Origin of the sequence: Mycobacterium sp. E2497 (assembly GCF_001668695.1) — a bacterium.
GTDB lineage: Bacteria > Actinomycetota > Actinomycetes > Mycobacteriales > Mycobacteriaceae > Mycobacterium.
This window is the reverse complement of the sequence record NZ_LZKD01000193.1, coordinates 19917-37829: the sequence shown is the minus strand read 5'-3', so window position 1 is coordinate 37829 and position 17913 is coordinate 19917. Positions and strand designations below refer to the sequence as shown.

Annotated in this window: 16 protein-coding genes and 1 pseudogene; 10 read left to right on the top strand and 7 right to left on the bottom strand. The window is 67.7% G+C overall.

Translation table 11 applies throughout. The features are described 5' to 3' along the window. Positions 1-1005, bottom strand: a 1005-nt coding sequence (sucC, locus tag A5713_RS18085) for an ADP-forming succinate--CoA ligase subunit beta (RefSeq protein WP_068097771.1), incomplete at its 3' end; no start/stop codon positions are given. 323 nt (positions 1006-1328) lie between these two features. Here sucC and A5713_RS18080 point away from each other — a divergent pair. Next, positions 1329-2372 (top strand): M23 family metallopeptidase, encoded by a 1044-nt coding sequence (locus tag A5713_RS18080; RefSeq protein ID WP_067919403.1) that lies wholly within the window; start codon positions 1329-1331, stop codon positions 2370-2372. 1 nt (position 2373) lies between these two features. Continuing rightward, the gene (locus tag A5713_RS18075) at positions 2374-2952 is read left to right on the top strand and encodes a hypothetical protein (protein ID WP_067919401.1); all 579 of its coding nucleotides are present in this window, start codon (positions 2374-2376) and stop codon (positions 2950-2952) included. A 126-nt stretch (positions 2953-3078) separates the two neighbouring features. Here the strand turns inward: A5713_RS18075 and pcrA are convergent, their stop codons facing one another. After that, on the bottom strand, positions 3079-5412 hold the full coding sequence (gene pcrA / locus A5713_RS18070; RefSeq protein WP_068097768.1) for a DNA helicase PcrA: 2334 nt from the start codon (positions 5410-5412) through the stop codon (positions 3079-3081). Between the two features lie 552 nt (positions 5413-5964). Here pcrA and A5713_RS18065 point away from each other — a divergent pair. Beyond that, positions 5965-6291, top strand: coding sequence for a chorismate mutase (locus A5713_RS18065; RefSeq protein ID WP_082973022.1), 327 nt, complete (start codon positions 5965-5967; stop codon positions 6289-6291). A 62-nt stretch (positions 6292-6353) separates the two neighbouring features. Continuing rightward, a complete protein-coding gene (gene pgi / locus A5713_RS18060) occupies positions 6354-8018 on the top strand; it encodes a glucose-6-phosphate isomerase (protein WP_068097764.1) in 1665 nt (554 codons plus the stop codon). 83 nt (positions 8019-8101) lie between these two features. On the opposite strand, the gene A5713_RS18055 is transcribed toward pgi, so the two are convergent. From A5713_RS18055 to cobF, 4 genes and pseudogenes are all read right to left on the bottom strand, one after another. Then, positions 8102-8851, bottom strand: coding sequence for an SDR family oxidoreductase (locus tag A5713_RS18055; protein ID WP_068097763.1), 750 nt, complete (start codon positions 8849-8851; stop codon positions 8102-8104). Between the two features lie 52 nt (positions 8852-8903). After that, on the bottom strand, positions 8904-9398 hold the full coding sequence (locus tag A5713_RS29285; protein ID WP_369804494.1) for a zinc finger domain-containing protein: 495 nt from the start codon (positions 9396-9398) through the stop codon (positions 8904-8906). Positions 9399-9572: 174 nt separating this feature from the next. Beyond that, positions 9573-9767: pseudogene (locus tag A5713_RS29280) on the bottom strand (DNA-formamidopyrimidine glycosylase family protein); the annotation flags it as partial. Positions 9768-9772: 5 nt separating this feature from the next. Beyond that, positions 9773-10528: a precorrin-6A synthase (deacetylating) gene (cobF, locus tag A5713_RS18045; RefSeq protein ID WP_068097759.1), complete on the bottom strand. Its 756-nt coding sequence runs from the start codon at positions 10526-10528 to the stop codon at positions 9773-9775. Between the two features lie 118 nt (positions 10529-10646). On the opposite strand from cobF, the gene A5713_RS18040 reads away from it, so the two are divergent. From A5713_RS18040 to A5713_RS18025, 4 genes are all read left to right on the top strand, one after another. Continuing rightward, positions 10647-11555, top strand: coding sequence for a diiron oxygenase (locus tag A5713_RS18040; RefSeq protein ID WP_068097756.1), 909 nt, complete (start codon positions 10647-10649; stop codon positions 11553-11555). A gap of 242 nt (positions 11556-11797) precedes the next feature. Then, the gene (locus A5713_RS18035) at positions 11798-12784 is read left to right on the top strand and encodes a DUF4873 domain-containing protein (protein WP_231980498.1); all 987 of its coding nucleotides are present in this window, start codon (positions 11798-11800) and stop codon (positions 12782-12784) included. A gap of 440 nt (positions 12785-13224) precedes the next feature. Further along, positions 13225-13989, top strand: a complete 765-nt coding sequence (locus A5713_RS18030; protein ID WP_068097753.1) for an STAS domain-containing protein — start codon at positions 13225-13227, stop codon at positions 13987-13989. 89 nt (positions 13990-14078) lie between these two features. Next, positions 14079-14945 (top strand): LLM class flavin-dependent oxidoreductase, encoded by an 867-nt coding sequence (locus tag A5713_RS18025; protein ID WP_068097750.1) that lies wholly within the window; start codon positions 14079-14081, stop codon positions 14943-14945. 13 nt (positions 14946-14958) lie between these two features. Here the strand turns inward: A5713_RS18025 and A5713_RS18020 are convergent, their stop codons facing one another. Then, the gene (locus tag A5713_RS18020) at positions 14959-15765 is read right to left on the bottom strand and encodes an enoyl-CoA hydratase/isomerase family protein (RefSeq protein ID WP_068097748.1); all 807 of its coding nucleotides are present in this window, start codon (positions 15763-15765) and stop codon (positions 14959-14961) included. Between the two features lie 75 nt (positions 15766-15840). Here A5713_RS18020 and A5713_RS18015 point away from each other — a divergent pair, with 75 nt between their 5' ends. Both A5713_RS18015 and A5713_RS18010 read left to right on the top strand, forming a co-directional pair. Further along, the gene (locus A5713_RS18015) at positions 15841-16758 is read left to right on the top strand and encodes an SAM-dependent methyltransferase (protein ID WP_068097746.1); all 918 of its coding nucleotides are present in this window, start codon (positions 15841-15843) and stop codon (positions 16756-16758) included. Positions 16759-16998: 240 nt separating this feature from the next. Then, entirely contained in the window at positions 16999-17793 is a 795-nt protein-coding gene (locus tag A5713_RS18010) for a DUF4436 domain-containing protein (protein ID WP_067919052.1), read from the top strand. Positions 17794-17913: the final 120 nt, after the last annotated feature.

Sequence of the window (17913 nt, the reverse complement as noted above, 5' to 3'; positions counted from 1 at the left end):
CATGTTCAGGGCGGTCACGATTCCGTTGGCAACGGCGTCGCACGAGGTGATACCCCCGAACACGTTCACGAACACGCTCTTGACCTGCTTGTCGTTCAGGATGACGTCCAGCCCCGCGGCCATGACCTCGGCCGACGCGCCGCCGCCGATGTCCAGGAAGTTGGCCGGCTTGACGCCGCCGTGCTTCTCCCCGGCATACGCGACGACGTCGAGCGTGGACATCACCAGGCCCGCACCGTTACCGATGATGCCTACTGCGCCATCCAGCTTGACGTAGTTGAGGTCGTGCTCTTTGGCCTTGAGTTCCAGCGGGTCGGTGGACGCGCGGTCCTCGAACTCGGCGTGCTCCGGGTGGCGGAAGTCGGCGTTGGCGTCCAGCGTGATCTTGCCGTCCAGCGCCAGGATTTGGTCCTTGGGGTCGCGCACCAATGGGTTGACCTCGACCAGGGTGGCGTCCTCGGCGACGAACAGCTCCCACAGCTTGTTGATGGTCACCGCCGCGGCGTCGAGCACCTCGGCGGGCAGGTGGCCTTGCTCGGCGATCGAGCGCGCGGTCGCCAGGTCGACACCGGTGACGGCATTCACCGGAACCTTGGCCAGCCGCTCGGGCTTGGTGGCCGCCACCTCTTCGATTTCCATCCCGCCCTCAACCGAGCACATGGCCAGGTAGGTGCGGTTGGCGCGGTCCAGCAGGAAGGAGATGTAGTACTCCTCGGAGATGTCGCTGGCCTCGGCGACCAGCAGCTTCTTGACGATGTGGCCCTTGATGTCGAGGCCGAGAATGTTCTTGGCGTGTTCGTAGGCGTCTTCCGGTGTCGCCGCGTACTTGACCCCACCCGCCTTGCCGCGGCCGCCGACCTTCACCTGCGCCTTGACCATGACCGGGCGACCGATTTCGGCGGCGATTTCCCGAGCGCCCTCGGCGGTGTCGGTCACCCGCCCCGGCGTAGTCGGTACGTTGTGCTTGGCGAACAATTCTTTTGCTTGATACTCGAAAAGGTCCATGGACTCTCTGTCTTCGCTCGACTCAACTGCTAGGCCTCTTGATGGGCGGTGCCGCGTTCGGCAACTCGCACGGACGAACTGTATCCACTGGCCAACCCGCCCTTACGGGCGCGTCCGGCGATGTGGCACAGCTCACGACACCCCCGCCCACCGGCGTCGTGACCCAAATCACAATTTCGGCCGGATTGCGCGACGAGGTTGCCAGTGCCGCGAGTTAGCGGATACCTTCCTAGGGTCCAGATAACGTTATGGTCACGATACGAGGACATTTCAGCTTGTCCCAGCACCGTTTAGCTCCTTCAACTGCCGAAACGGCAGGCGTGGTGAGGGTTGGCCGCGCGGCGGGCGGCCGGGGAACCGAGCCCCATCGCAACGAAGTCACCGAAATCCTCCCGCTGGATGGCTTCGACTTCGATGACCTGGATTGGCGCGACGACGCCCGCGATCTCGGCGACCTCGACTACAGCAACGACTCCACGTTCGACAACGCCGCGCAGGTGCTGCTGGCTCCAGAACTCGACGACCTGAACGAGGCCGACGATCCGGCCCCGCTGTGGCTGGCCGCACCGGTGACCGAGGTGCTCCCGCGGGTGGTCGTCGGGCCCGAGCGGCCTTCGGCTCGCCCGCATGCCACCGATGTCGTCGGCGCGGCGCGGCGCGGCGGGCAGCATCGCAAGCAACCGACCAGCGCGGCCAGGGGCCGCCTGATGATCTCGGCGATGGCCGCCGGCGCGGCCGCCGCGGCGGCCCACACCGCCACCAGCCACGCCGACACCCCCAGGACCGAGGCCGTGCTGACCGCGAACGCGTCGGCGCTCACCGGCGGGTCGGGCAGCAACACGATCCGCGGCGCGCAGGTGGTCGCGCTCGAGCCGGCGGCGACCGCCGCCGTGCACAACCAGGAGCTCGCCAAGGGCGTCGCGTTCGCCAACGATCGCGCCCAGCGTGAGGCGCGGCTGCAGCAACCGCTCTATGTGATGCCGACAAAGGGCATCTTCACGTCCAACTTCGGCTACCGCTGGGGCGTGCTGCACGCCGGCATCGACCTGGCCAACTCGATCGGGACACCGATCTACGCGGTGTCCGACGGCGTCGTCATCGACGCGGGGCCCGCCGCCGGCTACGGGGCGCTGGTCAAGCTCCGCCACGCCGACGGCACCGTGACTCTCTACGGCCATGTCAACACGACGCTGGTCAGCGTCGGGCAGCGCGTGATGGCCGGCGACCAGATCGCCACCATGGGCAACCGGGGCAACTCCACCGGCCCTCACCTGCACTTCGAGGTGCTTCAGGGTGGCACCGAACGCATCGACCCCGTCCCGTGGCTGGCTAAGCGGGGTCTTATGGTCGGTAACTACGCTGGTTGAGGTGACCGCGCCGAATCAACCACCTCCCGGTCCGCAACCGCCCGAGTCCGCCTCGCCGTCGGACTCCAAGACACGCATCATCCGCCGGGCACCCACCGGCCCCGTCCCCGTGGCGCCGGAATCCCCAACGACCCACATCCCGTCCCAGCCGCCGCCCTATCCGGCCGCTTCTCGCCCGGGAAGCCGCGTTGCCTACGGCACGCCGGGCGACGAGCCAAGCGACCGGACGGCCGTCGCCGCCTGCGCCGTCAGCATCGTCAGTGGGTGGGCCACGTCGGTGGTCGCCACCGACCTGATCGCCGGTTGGTGGCGATCCGACCGCTTGTTCTGCATCGCCGTCGCATTCCTCGCCCTGGTCTTCGCGGCGGCCACCATCTCGGGCGTGATCATGCTGCTGCAGCACCGGCCCGTCGGGCGCCATCTCATCGCGGTCGGCGCCGTGGTCGCCGTGCTGACCTACTTGGGTGTGTTCATCGCCGGTGCCCGTGTCGCGTGGATCGTGCATCTGCTGCCGTTGCTGCCGCTCGCCAGCGTGGTGCTCGCGATGCACCCGCGAACCAAACGCTGGCTGGAGGCCTGACCCGCCACCCGGGCCCGGCCGACCATGAGGCGCCGTCGGCATCTGATATCGCCCGCGATATCAAGTTTCCGGATCACCGCATGGTGCCGAAGGCCGTCCGCCGCAGCCAGCCGGAGGCCGCACTGGCTAAAGCTTGCTGATCGGCGCGTGGTTGTGCATCAGCTTGACCCGCCCCGCGCTGCCGAAATCGATGAGTGACATGGCGGATTCGCCGACCCCGGAGACTTCTTCGACCCGTCCGAGCCCGTACTTGTCGTGGGTCACCCGGTCGCCCGGCTCGAGCACCAGCAGTGGGCGCTTGCCCGCGGCCGAGCGGGTCGGGGCCGCGCGCGGCGTACCGAACCGGCCGGCGCCGCTCACGGGCGCGCTGAACGACGGGGCCGGCGCGGTGCGCCGCCACTCGATGAGTTCCTGCGGAATCTCCCGCAGGAAACGGGATTCGGGGTTCAGCATCGGCTGCCCCCAGGAGGACCGGACGATGGCCCTGCTCAAGTAGAGCCGCTGACGGGCGCGGGTGATGCCGACGTAGGCCAGCCGCCGTTCCTCGGACAGTTCGACCGGGTCGTCCAGCGCCCGCATGTGCGGGAACATCCCGTCCTCCCAGCCCGTGACGAACACCACCGGGAACTCCAGCCCCTTGGCGGTGTGCAGCGTCATCAGGGTGACCATGCCGGCGTCGTTCTCGGGGATTTCGTCGGTGTCGGACACCAGCGAGACGCGTTCCAGGAATTCCGCGAGCACACCGGTGTCCGGCACGTCTTCGTCCTCCGGGGCCTGCAGCGACTCGCCCAGCGCGGCGGCGTTGGCCCGGTCGGTGCTGAATTCGTGTGCCACACTGACGAGTTCGTTGAGGTTGTCCAGGCGGGCCAGGTCCTGGGGATCGGTGGAGGATTCCAGCTCCCGCCGGTAACCCGTCCGTTCGAGCACCGACTCGACCAGGTCGCCGAGATCCTCGTCGAGGCGGCCCCTGAGCTCGTCGAGCAACTCGACGAAACCGGCGATCGCCTTCTCCGCGCGCGAATTGAGCATCGGCACTTTGCCTTCGGCGGCGGCCACCAGCGAATCGGCGAAACTCGCCCCGGTGTTCTCGGCGTACACCGCGACGCAGGCCTCGGCACGATCCCCGATGCCCCGACGCGGGGTGTTGAGGATGCGCCGCATGCTGACCGCATCGCCGGGGTTGTCCAGCACGCGCAGGTAGGCGACGATGTCGCGGATCTCCTTGCGCTCGTAGAAGCGCACTCCCCCAACGACTTTGTAGGGAATCCCGGCGCGGATGAACACCTCTTCGAACGACCGCGACGAGTTGTTGGTGCGGTAGAACACGGCGACGTCGTTGTAGGTGATCTCGCCCCGATCGGCGAGCGCATCGATCTCCTCGGCCACGAACCTGGCCTCGTCGTGCTCGTTGTCCGCGACGTAGCCGACGATCAACTCCCCGGCGCCCGCATCGGTCCACAGGCGCTTGTCCCGGCGACCGGCGTTGCGGGCGATCACCGAGTTGGCCGCCGACAGGATGTTTTGCGTCGAGCGGTAATTCTGTTCCAGCAGAATGGTTGTCGCGTCCGGATAGTCGCGCTCGAAGTCCTCGATGTTGCGGATGGTGGCGCCGCGGAACGCATAGATCGACTGATCGGCGTCACCGACCACGCACAATTCGGCCGGCGGCACATCGTCCGGCGATTCGGCGACGTCGTGACCGACCAGCTCGCGCACCAGCACGTACTGCGCATGGTTGGTGTCCTGATACTCGTCGACCAGGACGTGACGGAACCGCCGCCGGTAGTGCTGGGCGATCTGCGGGAAGGCCCGCAGCACCGCGACGGTCTCGCCGATCAGGTCGTCGAAGTCCAATGCGTTCGCCGCGCGCAGCCGCCGCTGGTACTCGCCGTACACCGAGGCCACGGTGCGGACCAGGTCGTCGGAATCGTCCGTCAGTCTGGCCGTCGCCTCGGCGGGGTCAATCAGCTCGTTCTTCAGGTTGGAGATGGCGTTGGCCAGCAGCCGGGGCGAGTAGCGCTTGATGTCGAGCCCCATGTCGCGCCCGATCATCTGCAGCAGACGACGGGAATCGTCGGCGTCGTAGATCGAGAAGTTGGAATTGAGGCCTTCGATCAACGACGCCTGGTTGCGCAGGATGCGCACGCACGTCGAGTGGAAGGTGGACACCCACATGGCGCGGGCACGGTTGCCCACCAGCCGCACCACGCGTTCGCGCATCTCGGCCGCGGCCTTGTTGGTGAAGGTGATGGCCAGGATCTGGCCGACCCCGACGCCCCGCGCCGCGATCAGGTAGGCGATGCGGCGCGTCAGCACCGCGGTCTTGCCCGAGCCGGCCCCCGCGACGATCAACAGCGGCGAGCCCTGGTGCACCACCGCCTGGCGCTGTTGCGGATTGAGGCCGTCAAGCAGCTGATCTGCTTCGGAGCTCAGATTGGCATCGGTTACGTACACACTCATGTTGGTCCAAACTTACCGCCGGCCACCGACGCAACGCGCCAAGACGCCCGACCGGGTTGGCGCCGCGGCGGCGCGTCGCGGCGCCAAACCCCGTCTACAAAATGCGTCTTTCGCAATCCAATAGGCGGCCGATTTGAAAATGCCTGCCAATTACACCCACGTCTAAAAAGACGGTCATAATCGCGCCGGACTTTGCGGCTTCGTCAAATCTTCACCATCTGCGATAACACTCAATTTCGCCGCCGTTAGCGAATTCCACACACCGGCACGCAACCGCAGCGCGGGCATCGGCCGGGTGACCACCGGGGCTTGCCGCCCACCGCGACGCCGGGTTGGCCAGCGCACGAAGACGTTTTTGCGCCGGACCTGTTTCTAATGGCACACTCGTTTTGTGCTCGACGCGCAGCGCCATCGGCAGCTCGGCACCCCGAACTGCCGCCGATTTTTCTACGGGTACCGGTTAGCGGTCCCCGTGGTCTAACTGCTTTCGCCAGAGCCCCGTGGTCCGCTTCCGGAGATCGGGGCTCGTCTCGTTGTGAGGCCCGAAACCGGATGAGACCACAACCCCCACATCCCGACAATGCGGAGTTAGCAGAGATGAAGGTTGAGACGGTGGACACCCCACAGGCCGCCGACGAGTTGAGCATCGACGAGTTGCGCCACGAGATCGACCGCCTGGACGCCGAGATCCTCGCCGCGGTGAAGCGGCGCACCGAGGTGTCCCAGGCGATCGGCAAGGCGCGGATGGCATCCGGCGGCACGCGGCTCGTCCACAGCCGCGAGATGAAGGTGATCGAACGCTACAGCGAGCTCGGTCCCGACGGTAAGGACCTGGCGATCCTGCTGCTGCGGTTGGGCAGGGGCCGGCTCGGTCACTGAGGCCTGCCCTCGCGACGTCGCTGAGGTGCCCCCAACGCCGCGCACGCGATTAGGGTCGAACTATGACCTCCGTGCCAAGCCTCCCCGACATCACCGCCACCCCAGCGTGGGATGCCCTGCTCAGGCACCACGAACAAATCGGCACGACCCATCTGCGCCAGTTCTTCGACGAGGATCCCGACCGCGGCCGCGAGCTCACCGTCTCGGTCGGCGACCTCTACATCGACTACAGCAAACACCGCGTCACCCGAGAAACCCTGCGGCTGCTGATTGATCTCGCGCGCGCGGCTAACCTCGAGGAGCGCCGCGACCAGATGTTCGCGGGCGCTCACATCAATGTGTCGGAGGACCGGGCGGTGTTGCACACCGCGCTGCGCCTGCCCCGTGACGCCGAGTTGATTGTCGACGGCCGCAACGTCGTCGAGGACGTGCACGCCGTGCTGGACCGGATGGGCGACTTCACCGACCGGTTACGCAGCGGTGAATGGACCGGGGCCACCGGAAAAAGAATCAGCACCGTGGTCAACATCGGCATCGGCGGATCGGATCTGGGTCCGGTGATGGTCTACCAGGCGCTGCGCCACTACGCCGACGCCGGCATCTCGGCCCACTTCGTCTCCAACGTCGACCCGGCCGACCTCATCGCCACCCTGGCCGACTTGGACCCCGCCACAACGCTTTTCATCGTGGCATCGAAGACGTTCTCCACGCTGGAAACCCTGACCAACGCGACCGCCGCGCGCCGCTGGCTGACCGACGCGCTCGGCGACGCCGCGGTGGCCAAGCACTTCGTGGCCGTTTCCACCAACAAGCGCCTGGTCGACGACTTCGGCATCAACACCGACAACATGTTCGGCTTCTGGGACTGGGTCGGCGGGCGGTACTCGGTCGACTCGGCGATCGGCCTGTCGGTGATGGCGGCCATCGGCAAGGAGGCCTTCGCCGATTTCCTGTCCGGCTTCCACATCGTGGACCGGCATTTCAGGACCGCCCCGCTGGAGTCCAACGCGCCCACGCTGCTCGGGCTGATCGGGCTGTGGTACTCCAACTTCATGGGCGCCCAGTCGCGCGCGGTGCTGCCGTATTCCAACGACTTGGCGCGATTCGCGGCCTACCTACAGCAGCTGACGATGGAATCCAACGGCAAGTCGACGCGCGCCGACGGCACCCCGGTCACCACCGACACCGGCGAAATCTTTTGGGGCGAGCCGGGAACCAACGGCCAGCATGCCTTCTACCAATTGCTGCATCAGGGCACCCGGCTGGTGCCGGCCGACTTCATCGGCTTCAGCCAGCCCCTCGACGACCTGCCCACCGTCGAGGGCACGGGCAGCATGCACGACCTGCTGATGAGCAACTTCTTCGCCCAGACCCAGGTGCTGGCGTTCGGCAAGACGGCCGAGGAGATCGCCGCCGAAGGCACGCCGGCCGACGTCGTGCCGCACAAGGTGATGCCGGGCAACCGGCCGTCGACCTCGATCCTGGCCGACCGGCTCACCCCCTCGGTGCTGGGCCAGCTGATCGCGCTCTACGAGCATCAGGTCTTAACCGAGGGCGTCGTCTGGGGCATCGACTCGTTCGACCAGTGGGGCGTGGAGCTGGGCAAGACCCAGGCGAAGGCGTTGCTCCCGGTGATCACGTCCGACGACTCGCCTGCGCCGCAGTCGGACAGCTCGACCGACGCGCTGGTCCGCCGATACCGCACGGAACGCGGCCGCACCAGCTAACAGCCCTCAACCGCGAGCGTCCACATTTGCACGCGTGAGCCCGGCGTGTCGCGTACAGACACGGACGCTCGCGGGCAGCGAAGCTAGGCGAACCACTTGGTGAGCGGGGGCGGCAGCACCCGCATCACCTGCACCAGCGGCGCCCATGGCCACCAGGGCACCGCCGCACGTCCGGGCTCGCGTTCCATCGCGGCGACCAGGGCGTTGACGCCGGTCGCGTTGTCCACCATCAACATCGTGCTGTTCGACTTGGCCGTCATCTCCGACTCGATGTAGCCCGGCTCGATGACCGAGACCTTGATCGGACCCTTGGCGTACTCGGCGCGCAGGGATTCACCCAGCGAGCTCAGCCCGGCCTTGCTGGCCGCGTAGGCGGCCTTGACGCCCGGTACCCCCTTGTTGCCGAGCACCGACGAGATCAGCACCAGATGGCCCGACCCGCTCTTGTGGAACATCTCCAGCGCGGTCTCGATCTGCACCAGCGCGGCCACCAGGTTGGTCTCGATGGTCGCCTTGTTCGCCCACAGCTTGCCCGAGCCCAGCTTGGCCCCCTTGCCGATGCCGGCGTTGACGATGACCCGGTCGATGCCGCCGAGCTCGTCGCTGAGTTCGCCGAAGACCTTCGGCACCTGCTCGTGGTCGTTCACGTCCAGCGCGGCGACGGCGATCTTGATCCCCGGATACTTCTGCGAGAGTTCGGCTTTCAGCTCGTCGAGTCGGTCGGTGCGACGGGCGCACAACGCCAGGTCGCGACCCTTGGCGGCGAACGCGCGGGCCATGCCGGCGCCCAGCCCGGAGCTGGCGCCGGTGATGAGGATCTTCTGGCGAGTCACCCGGGCAGCATATCGACAGGTGTCAAGTCCCGGAGCATCGCCTTGTTGAGGCCTACTTGAGCAGCCGCGACATCCGCCGGTCGGCCAGCACCTTGCCGCCGGTCTGGCACGTCGGGCAGTACTGAAAAGACTTGTCCGCGAAGGCAACTTCCCGCACGGTGTCCCCACACACCGGGCAGGGCAGCCCGGTGCGCGCATGCACCCGCAGCCCGGAGCGTTTCTCCCCCTTGAGCGTGGCCGCCCCCTGCCCCACGGATCGACTCACCGCGTCGCGCAGGACGGGCACCATCGCGTCGTGCAGGGTGGCGAGCTGCTCGTCGGTCAGTTTCCCGGCCGTCGCGAACGGGGAGATCTTGGCGACGTGCAGGATCTCGTCGCTGTAGGCGTTGCCGATGCCGGCGATCACCTTCTGATCGGTGATGACGGTCTTGATCCGGCCGGTGTTGCCGGCCAACAGCCCGCCGAGATCGTCGGCGCTCAGTTCCAGCGCGTCGGGGCCCAGGGCGGCGATCCCGGGAACCGACTGCGGATCGCCGACGAGCCACACGGCCAGCCGCTTCTGAGTGCCCGCCTCGGTGAGGTCGAAGCCGGGCGCCTCGCCGGGCGTGCCCAGGTGCACCCGCAGCGCGATCGGGCCCTTGCCGGGGCGCAGCGGCGCCGCGGCCAGCCTGTCCGACCAGCGCAGCCAACCCGCCCGCGACAGGTGGGCGATCAGGTACAGCTCTCCGGCCTGCAGCCCGAGGTATTTGCCCCAGCGGTGGGCCCCCGTCACGGTCCGCCCGTGCAGCGCGCTGGGCGGCGGGTCGAAGGTTTTCAGCACGGACAGCGCGGCGACGTCGACGCGGCCGATCGTCAGGCCGACGGCGTGGCGGCGCAGATGGTCGGCCAGCGCTTCGACCTCGGGCAGTTCGGGCACGCCTTTCAGTCTGCCGGTCTGAGCAAATAGGTGTCCATGATCCAGCCGTGCCGCGCCCGGGCCTCGGCCCGCAGTGCCGCAATGCGGGTGCCGACCTCGCCGACGGTGCCCGCCACCAGCAGCTCGTCGGCGGTGCCCAGATAGGCACCCCACCAGATTTGGGTGTCGGGCGGGCACGCCTGAAACGAGCAGTCGGCATCGAGCATCACGACCGCCGCCCCGGACAGCCCCTGCTCGCGCAGCTTCCTGCCGGTGGTGATCAGTACCGGTTCCCCGACCTCGTTGAGCGGGATGCGGTGCCGGGCCGTGAGCGCCTGCACCGCCGTGATGCCCGGGATGACGTCGAAGGTGAACTCGAGCTGCCCCCCGATGGCGTCCAGGATGCGCAGCGTGCTGTCGTACAGCGCCGGGTCGCCCCACGCCAGGAACGCGCCGACGCCGTCGGGACCCAGCTCGGCGGCGATGGCCGCCGCCCAGACCCGCGCCCGCGCCGCGTGCCAGTCCGACACGGCCTCGCGATAGGCGCCCTCAGAGCCGCCGTCGGCCGACCGTTGGGGATCGGGCAGCTCGACGAATCGGTAGCCGGGCTCGCGGATGAACCGGGTGCAGATCTGCCGTCGCAGCGCCACCAGGTCGCTTTTCGCCTCGCCCTTGTCCATCGCGAAGAAGACCTGGGTGTCGTTGAGCGCGTCGATCGCCTGGACGGTCACGTACGCGGGATCGCCGGCGCCGATGCCGATGACGTGGATGTGCCGGCCCAACAGACCTCCTCGTTGCGTGAATCAGCTTGCCGAATTGCAACCTAAAGGGCCTAGTCCGGGCCGAAAGTACCCAGTACCATGGGTACCGTCTGCAGGACCCAATGAAGGGACGCCAGCGATGACCACCACTGCGGTCAAATCGAGCGGGCCGAGTCGTGAGGAGTTTTCCGACCGCCTGCTCAAAGGCTCGGTGAAAAAGTCCTACGAACCCGTCGTCGACATCGACTGGGATGCGCCGCTGGACCCGGACAAGTTCTATCTGCCGCCCCGGCTGGTGTCGCTGTACGGGACGCCGATGTGGGACGAGATGACCCGCGAACAACAGATCGAGCTCTCCCGCCAGGAGCTGGTCAACACGCTCTCGGCCGGCATCTGGTTCGAGAACATGCTGAACCAATCGCTGTTGCGCACGATCCTGCACGAGGACCCCACCAGCTCCTCGACCCACTACAAGCTGACCGAGCTGGGTGACGAGACCCGCCACATGGTGATGTTCGGCAAGGCCATCGAGCGCATCGGCGCAAAGCCGGTGCGGCCGCGGCTGTTCCACCGGATGATCATCAACGCCCTGCCGCTGGCGTTCCAGCGGGGCTCGATGCTGTGGGTGGCGGCGTTGATCGGGGAGGAAATTTTCGACTCGCTGCAACGGCAGATGATGGACGACCCGGAGTTACAGCCAATCATCCAGCGACTCATGCGGATTCACGTCACCGAGGAGGCGCGCCACATCCAGTTCGCCCGCGACGGCGCCCGCAAACGCGTCGCCGAGATGCCCCGGTTCAACCGCTGGTTCATGGCAAACATCAACGGTCTGGGCGGGTACTTCTTCAACTACCTGTTCAGCAACCCGATCCCCTACGCGCGTACCGGCCTGGACCCGAAGCGGGCCCGGCGGATCGCGCGGACCAGCCCGCATCGCCGCGACATGCAGGTCGCCGGTTTCGCCCCGCTGGCGACGTTCCTGACCGAGGTGGGCCTGCTGGGCCCCATCGCCCGCCGCGGCTGGAAGCGCAGCAGGTTTCTGTGACGCGGCCGCGCGACCCCGCCGAGCCGCGCCACCCCATCGCCGTCGTCGGCGCGCACCCCGACGCCCGGTCGGTGTTGCTGGCCGCCGGCGTCACCGATTTCGTGGTCCTCGACGGGCCGGCCGCGGACCTGCGGTCGAGGTTCGACGACAGCACCGACACCTGGCTGCTGACGACGGCCGGCGGCGAGGGCCTGCGGGCGAGGGCGGTCATCGCCGCCGGCCGGCCGCCCTTCGTTCCGTGGCTGCCGGACATCGCGGGCCGCGACGACTTCCTCGGCGAGTCGTTTCACGCGGCCGCCTGGGCCCCCGGCTTCGATCCGTCCGGCAAGCGCGTCGCGGTCGTCGGCTGCGACGCCGCCGCCGGCCACCACATGCGCCGGCTGATCGAGGCGGCGGCGTCGGTCACCGTCTTCGCCCACGGACCGCGCCGGGTGGTCACCGAGATCCCGTTGTGGTCCACGCGGGCCAAGCGCTGGCTGCGCCGGCGCATCGCGCCGCCCGCCGAGCGCCGTTCGGTCACGGTGGCCGGGTCGGCGATCGAGTCGGTGACCGTGTCGGGCATCCGTACCCGCGATGGCGCCGAGCGCCGCGTCGACGCCATCGTCTACGGCACCGGGTTCTCGGTCCCCGACGAGCCGGGCGACGCGACGCTCGTCGGTGCCGGCGGGCTGCCCATCCGGCGGGCGTGGCACGACGGCATGGAGCCGTTCTACGGGGTGGCCGTTCGCGGGTTCCCCAACTACTTCTTCCTCACCGGTCCGGACGCCGAGGCTCGGGCGCGCTACATCGCCGAGTGCCTGCGCGTGATGGATCGCACGGCTAGCGGCCGCATCGAGGTGCGCGCCAGCAGCCTGCGGGTGTTCAACGAGCGAGCCCGGCTCACACCCGACCAGGCGCCGCCGGTGGCGTCGGCCTTCGACCTGTCGTCCGCCGCGCCCGAGCGTGACGACACCTACGACGGCGCGGCGACGCTGGAGATCGCCGGCGGCATCCACCCGGTGCGAGTCCGGCTCACCGGCCACCTGGACCCGATCGACGGCCGCTACCACTGGCAGGGGACGCTGTTCGGTTCGCCGTCGCGGCCGTTGCCGGACGAGGCGCTCAGGCAAACCCGGACCGCGACCTTGACAGTGGGCGGGCGCAGTGCCGCCGCGCGGATCGTCGAGCAGACGCCGTGGGGGACGCATTCGGTCGCCGGGGTGGGTGCTCCGCCGTACGCGCTCACCTGACTGCCCGCTTTTTGCGCTGCTCATCGAACCATTTCCGGGGGCATCCGGGCGTTCGGACCGCCCCGGAAGGTGGTAGCTTCGGGACATGCGCGTGCTGCGCAGCGGATTCGAACGTCAGGTTCGGTGCGGTAGAGGCGGGGGCCTCGAACGGGTGGGGACGGGCACGCGCCTCACTCCTACCGCGCCGCATGCCGCGCGCGTCCGGGACATGACCCTTGTGGGCTGCGCATTCCGGCGGCTTGCAGGCCGCTCGACCCGCATTCGACTTTTGCCGCTGAGGGCGGATACTCAAGCAGTTGGCCCGGCGGTAATTCGAGGAGCAGCGATGGAACCGGACGGCAAGACCCCGCTGGGCAGCCGGATGTCTCCTCGGTTTCTGCTCCAGCCGGGAATCCCAGCACATCGACACCGTAGGCCCCCTGCGGAGAAGGGGTCGCGCGGTGAGCTCGGTCGCTGAATCCCCCAGCTCACTGGCCGTCGCGACGCGGACGGATCAATCCGTGGCCGTCCTGACTGTCGACGGTGCGCTCGACACGACCAACTCCGCGGCGCTCCGCGACCACATCCTGCAGGCCACGCTGGGCGAGCCCGCCGCCGTCATCGTCAACATCTCCGCGCTCAAGGTGCTCGCCGACTCGGCGTGGTCCACGTTCATCGGCGCGTACTGGCAGATCCGCAGCGATCCCCATGTTCCGGTCGTCCTGGTGTGCGCCCACCGCGGGACACGCGAGGCGATCACCCGCAACGGCGTCGCCTACTTCATGCCGGTGTACTCGACCGAGAAGGCGGCGACGAAGGCGCTCAGCCAGCAGAGCCGGCGTGCCGTGCGTCGTGCCGACGCGCAACTGCCCGCCGACCTGACCAGCCTGCGCGAGTCACGCCGCCTGGTCCGCGAGTGGCTCACCGCCTGGTCGCAATCCACGCTCATCCCCGTCGCGTTGGTCGTGGTCAACGTCTTCGTCGAGAACGTGCTGGAACACACCGCAAGCGTCCCCGTGGTGCGGATCGAGAGGCATGGCGCGACGGCGACGATCGCCGTGTCCGACAGCAGCCATGCCCCCGCCCTGCGGCTGCCGTCCCCGGCGAACGGCATCGACGTGTCCGGCCTGGCGATCGTCGGCGCGCTCTCACGCGCGTGGGGCAGCACTCCCACCGCGACCGGCAAGACGGTGTGGGCGGTGATCGGCCCCGAAAACCAGCTCTGACGCCTTATTGTGCTGGGAACCCGCGCACGGGTAGAACTAGAACACGTTCTAATCTCGTGTGACGACCCGTTTCCAGGAAGGCAGATGACGTGCGGTTCACCTACGCGGAGGCGATGACCGATCACCGGTACTACATCCCGCTGGCCCAGGCCGCCGAGGCGGCCGGGTACCACGCGATGACGATCGCCGACAGCATCGCCTACCCCTTCGAGTCCGACTCGAAATACCCCTACACCCCCGACGGCGATCGCGAGTTCCTGGACGGCAAGGAGTTCATCGAAACCTTCGTGCTGACAGCGGCATTGGGCGCGGTGACGACCAAGCTGCACTTCAACTTCTTCGTCCTCAAGCTGCCCATCCGGCCGCCGGCGCTGGTGGCCAAGCAGATCGGTTCGCTGGCGGCATTGACCAACAACCGGGTGGGCTTCGGCGTCGGCACCAGCCCATGGCCGGAGGACTACGAACTGCTGGGCGTCCCATTCGCCAAGCGCGGCAAGCGCATGGACGAATGCATCGAAATCATCCAGGGACTCACCAGCGGCGACTACTTCGAATTCCACGGCGAGTTCTACGACATCCCCAAGACCAAGATGGCGCCGGCTCCCACGCAGCCGATCCCGATCCTGGTCGGCGGGCATGCCGACGCGGCCCTGCGCCGCGCGGCCCGGCTGGACGGCTGGATGCACGGCGGAGGCGACCCGGAAGAACTCGACGGGCTCATCGCCAAGCTCAAGCGGTATCGCGAAGACGCCGGCAAGACCGAGCCCTTCCAGATCCACGTCATCTCGGCCGACGCCTACACCGTGGACGGCATCAAACGCCTGGAAGACAAGGGCGTCACCGACGCGATCGTCGGCTTCCGCATCCCCTACATCAAGGGCAAGGACACCGAGCCACTGGAGAACAAGATCCGCAACCTCGAGATGTTCGCCGAGAACGTCATCGCAAAGGTCTGACCTTCACTGACCGTCACAGCGGATCCCATTTCGGGGCGCGCTTTTCCCGGTGCGCCTTGGCCGCCTCGACCGGGTTGTTGGTGAAGCCGGTGAGGATCTGGGTGCGGTTCTCGATCTCGATGGCATGCCGCAGGCTGGGCGCATCCAGTGCCGCGTTCAGACCGATCTTGGTCTGCCAGACGCCGTAGGCGTTGTTCTCGGCGATCGAGCGGGCCACCTTCAGCGCGGCCGGCATCAGCTCGTCGGGGGCCACCACCTCGTGCACCAGCTTGATGCGGTAGGCCTCGGCCGCGTTGATGATGCGGCCGGTCAGCATGAGTTCGCGCGCCACTCCCGCGCCGACGATCTTGGGTAGCAGGTAGCTGGTGCCCATGTCCATCGACGAGAAGCCCGCCTTGATGAACGCCGAGGAGAACCGCGCCCGGTCGGAGGCGACGCGGACGTCGCAGACCAGCGCGAAGGCCAGCCCGCCCCCGACGGCCACGCCGTTGACCGCGGCGATCACCGGAATGGGCAGCTCGTAGATCCGCGTGAACAGGTCGGCGAGGCGGACCTGGGAGTCGTAGTTGACCTTGAACGCCGGGGTGGATGGCCTGGGCTTGGTCCACGGCTCGCCGGTGCCGCTCAGGTCGGCCCCCGCGCAGAATCCGCGTCCGGCGCCGGTCAGGATCGCCACCCTGAACTCGCCGTCGCCGAGCGCGTCCAGGGCGTGGTCCACGCCGTCGATCAACGCGCCGTCGATGGCGTTGAGGCGCTCGGGCCGGTTCAGGGTGATGCGGGCGATGCCGTCTTCGACGGTTTCCAATTCCACTGCGGGCATGGCTGAAACGGTAGGCGACGCGGATTTCACCGACGGGGCATACCGTGGTTTGGCCGCCACATCGAAGGAGAAGCCATGGCACGAACCGAAGGTGACAGCTGGGACCTGGCCAACAGCGTGGGAGCGACGGCCACCATGGTCGCCGCCGCCAGGGCCGCCGCGAGCAAGCGTCCGCAGCCGGTCATCACCGACGACTTCGCCGAGCCGCTGGTGCGCGCCGTCGGGTTGGACGTGTTCACCAGGCTGGCCAGCGGCGAACTCGATCCCGACGACCTCGAGCGAAGCGTCGGGTTTGCCCGCATGGTCGACACGTTCGCCGCCCGCGCGCGGTATTTCGACGACTATTTCGCGGCGGCCGGGCAGGCGGGCCTGCTCCAGGTGGTGATCGTGGCCTCGGGCCTGGATTCCCGCGCCTACCGGCTGCGCTGGCCGATCGGGACGATCGTGTACGAGATCGACCAGCCCGAGGTCATCGCGTTCAAGGCGGCGACGATGTCGGAGATCGGGGCGGCGCCCACCGCCAAGCTCCGCGAGGTCGGCGTCGACCTGCGCGACGATTGGCCGGCGGCGCTTCAGGAGGCGGGCTTCGATCCGGCCCATCCCACCGCATGGCTGGCCGAGGGCGTGCTCATCGGATGGCTGCCGCCGGAGGCCGAGATTCGGCTGCTGGACTCCATCATCCCGCTGTCGGCCGAGGGCAGCCGGTTCGCCGCCGACTACGGCACGGTGACCGGCACGTCGCCGGCAGCCCGGGAGCAGGCCAGGCTCATGACCGAAGGCTGGCGACGACACGGGCTCGAGATGGACCTGACCAGCTTGACGTATCCGGGCGAGCACACCGACGTCGCCGCGCATCTGCACGAAAACGGCTGGGAAACCACCGAATCCCGACTCACCGACCTGTTCTCCGCCGCCGGGCTGCCGGAGTTGGGGCCCGCCGCGGAGCAGGTCCCGGCGACCACGATCAAATTCGTTCGGGCCGTGCGGCTTTAACCCCGGGGGTGCGCTCTCGGGGTTAAGAGGCCCGGACCGGTGGGCGGCCACCCGGTGCGGGGTGTCCGGCGCCGGTTCCGTGACCAAGCACCGAGGCTCACTCACGGCTACAATCCCTGCACGGAAACACATGCCATAGGGGAGGCGCTGTTGTCGGCGGATAAGCCTTTACGTGCAAGGCCATCCCTCAGGACGTTAGGCATCGTCGGTGTCGTGATCCTCATCGCCGCCTATGTCGGCATGATCATGTTGTATGCCAGCGCAGGTATGGGCCAACCTCGTCGAGTCGTCGATGGTTACCCGGCGTCCGATGGAACCACGGTGACCATCGGCCTCAAAGAAGTTCACTCGATCGATGGCGAGTTGATCGCCGACCTGGCCGTATCGCCCGGGCCGGGGCTGCTGGATCCCTCAACCCATGACCTCACCCAAGACCTCAGTGTCATAGTGACATCTGCGGTAACACCGACCAAACGCACGTGGTCAAAAGGTATGCTGCCCGGCGTTTTTCCGGTCACGTTGAATCTCACTGGTGACGTGCGGCATTGGCCGTTCGATGACTACCATTCGGGCCCCATCACGGTCGAACTCTTCCGGGGCGCTGGGGCAGAACCACAGCGGGCGTCGGTGACTTTCATCGACCGTCTTCGCGGCTGGAGGGTTGACGTCCCCGCCACCAGCCAGGCCGGTAAGCCGGCACCGTATCGAGTGGTCTTGCACCGGTCGCCAACGACCGGAGCTTTTGCTGCCGCAATCCTCGGTGTATTGATCCTGCTTGCAGGTCTGGGATTGATCGTTGCAGTGCAGACCGTGCGTGGTCGCCGAAAGTTCCAGCCGCCGATGACGACTTGGTATGCGGCAATGCTCTTCGCGGTAGTACCGCTGCGAAATGCCCTCCCCGACTCGCCACCGATCGGATGGTGGGTTGACGTCACAGTGGTGCTCTGGGTGATCGTCATACTGGCGATTTCGATGGCGATCTACATCTACTGCTGGTGGCAGCACCTCAGACCCGACGCCGAGACGCCGACCTGAGCCACACAAGCTCCACCGTCACGGTTATCAATTTCAGCGCACGTCCCGTGCGCCTCTCGCATGATCAAGCCAAGCCGGCAACCGCGGCAGACCGAGCCTGCCCGCGCCACGCCGAGAGAT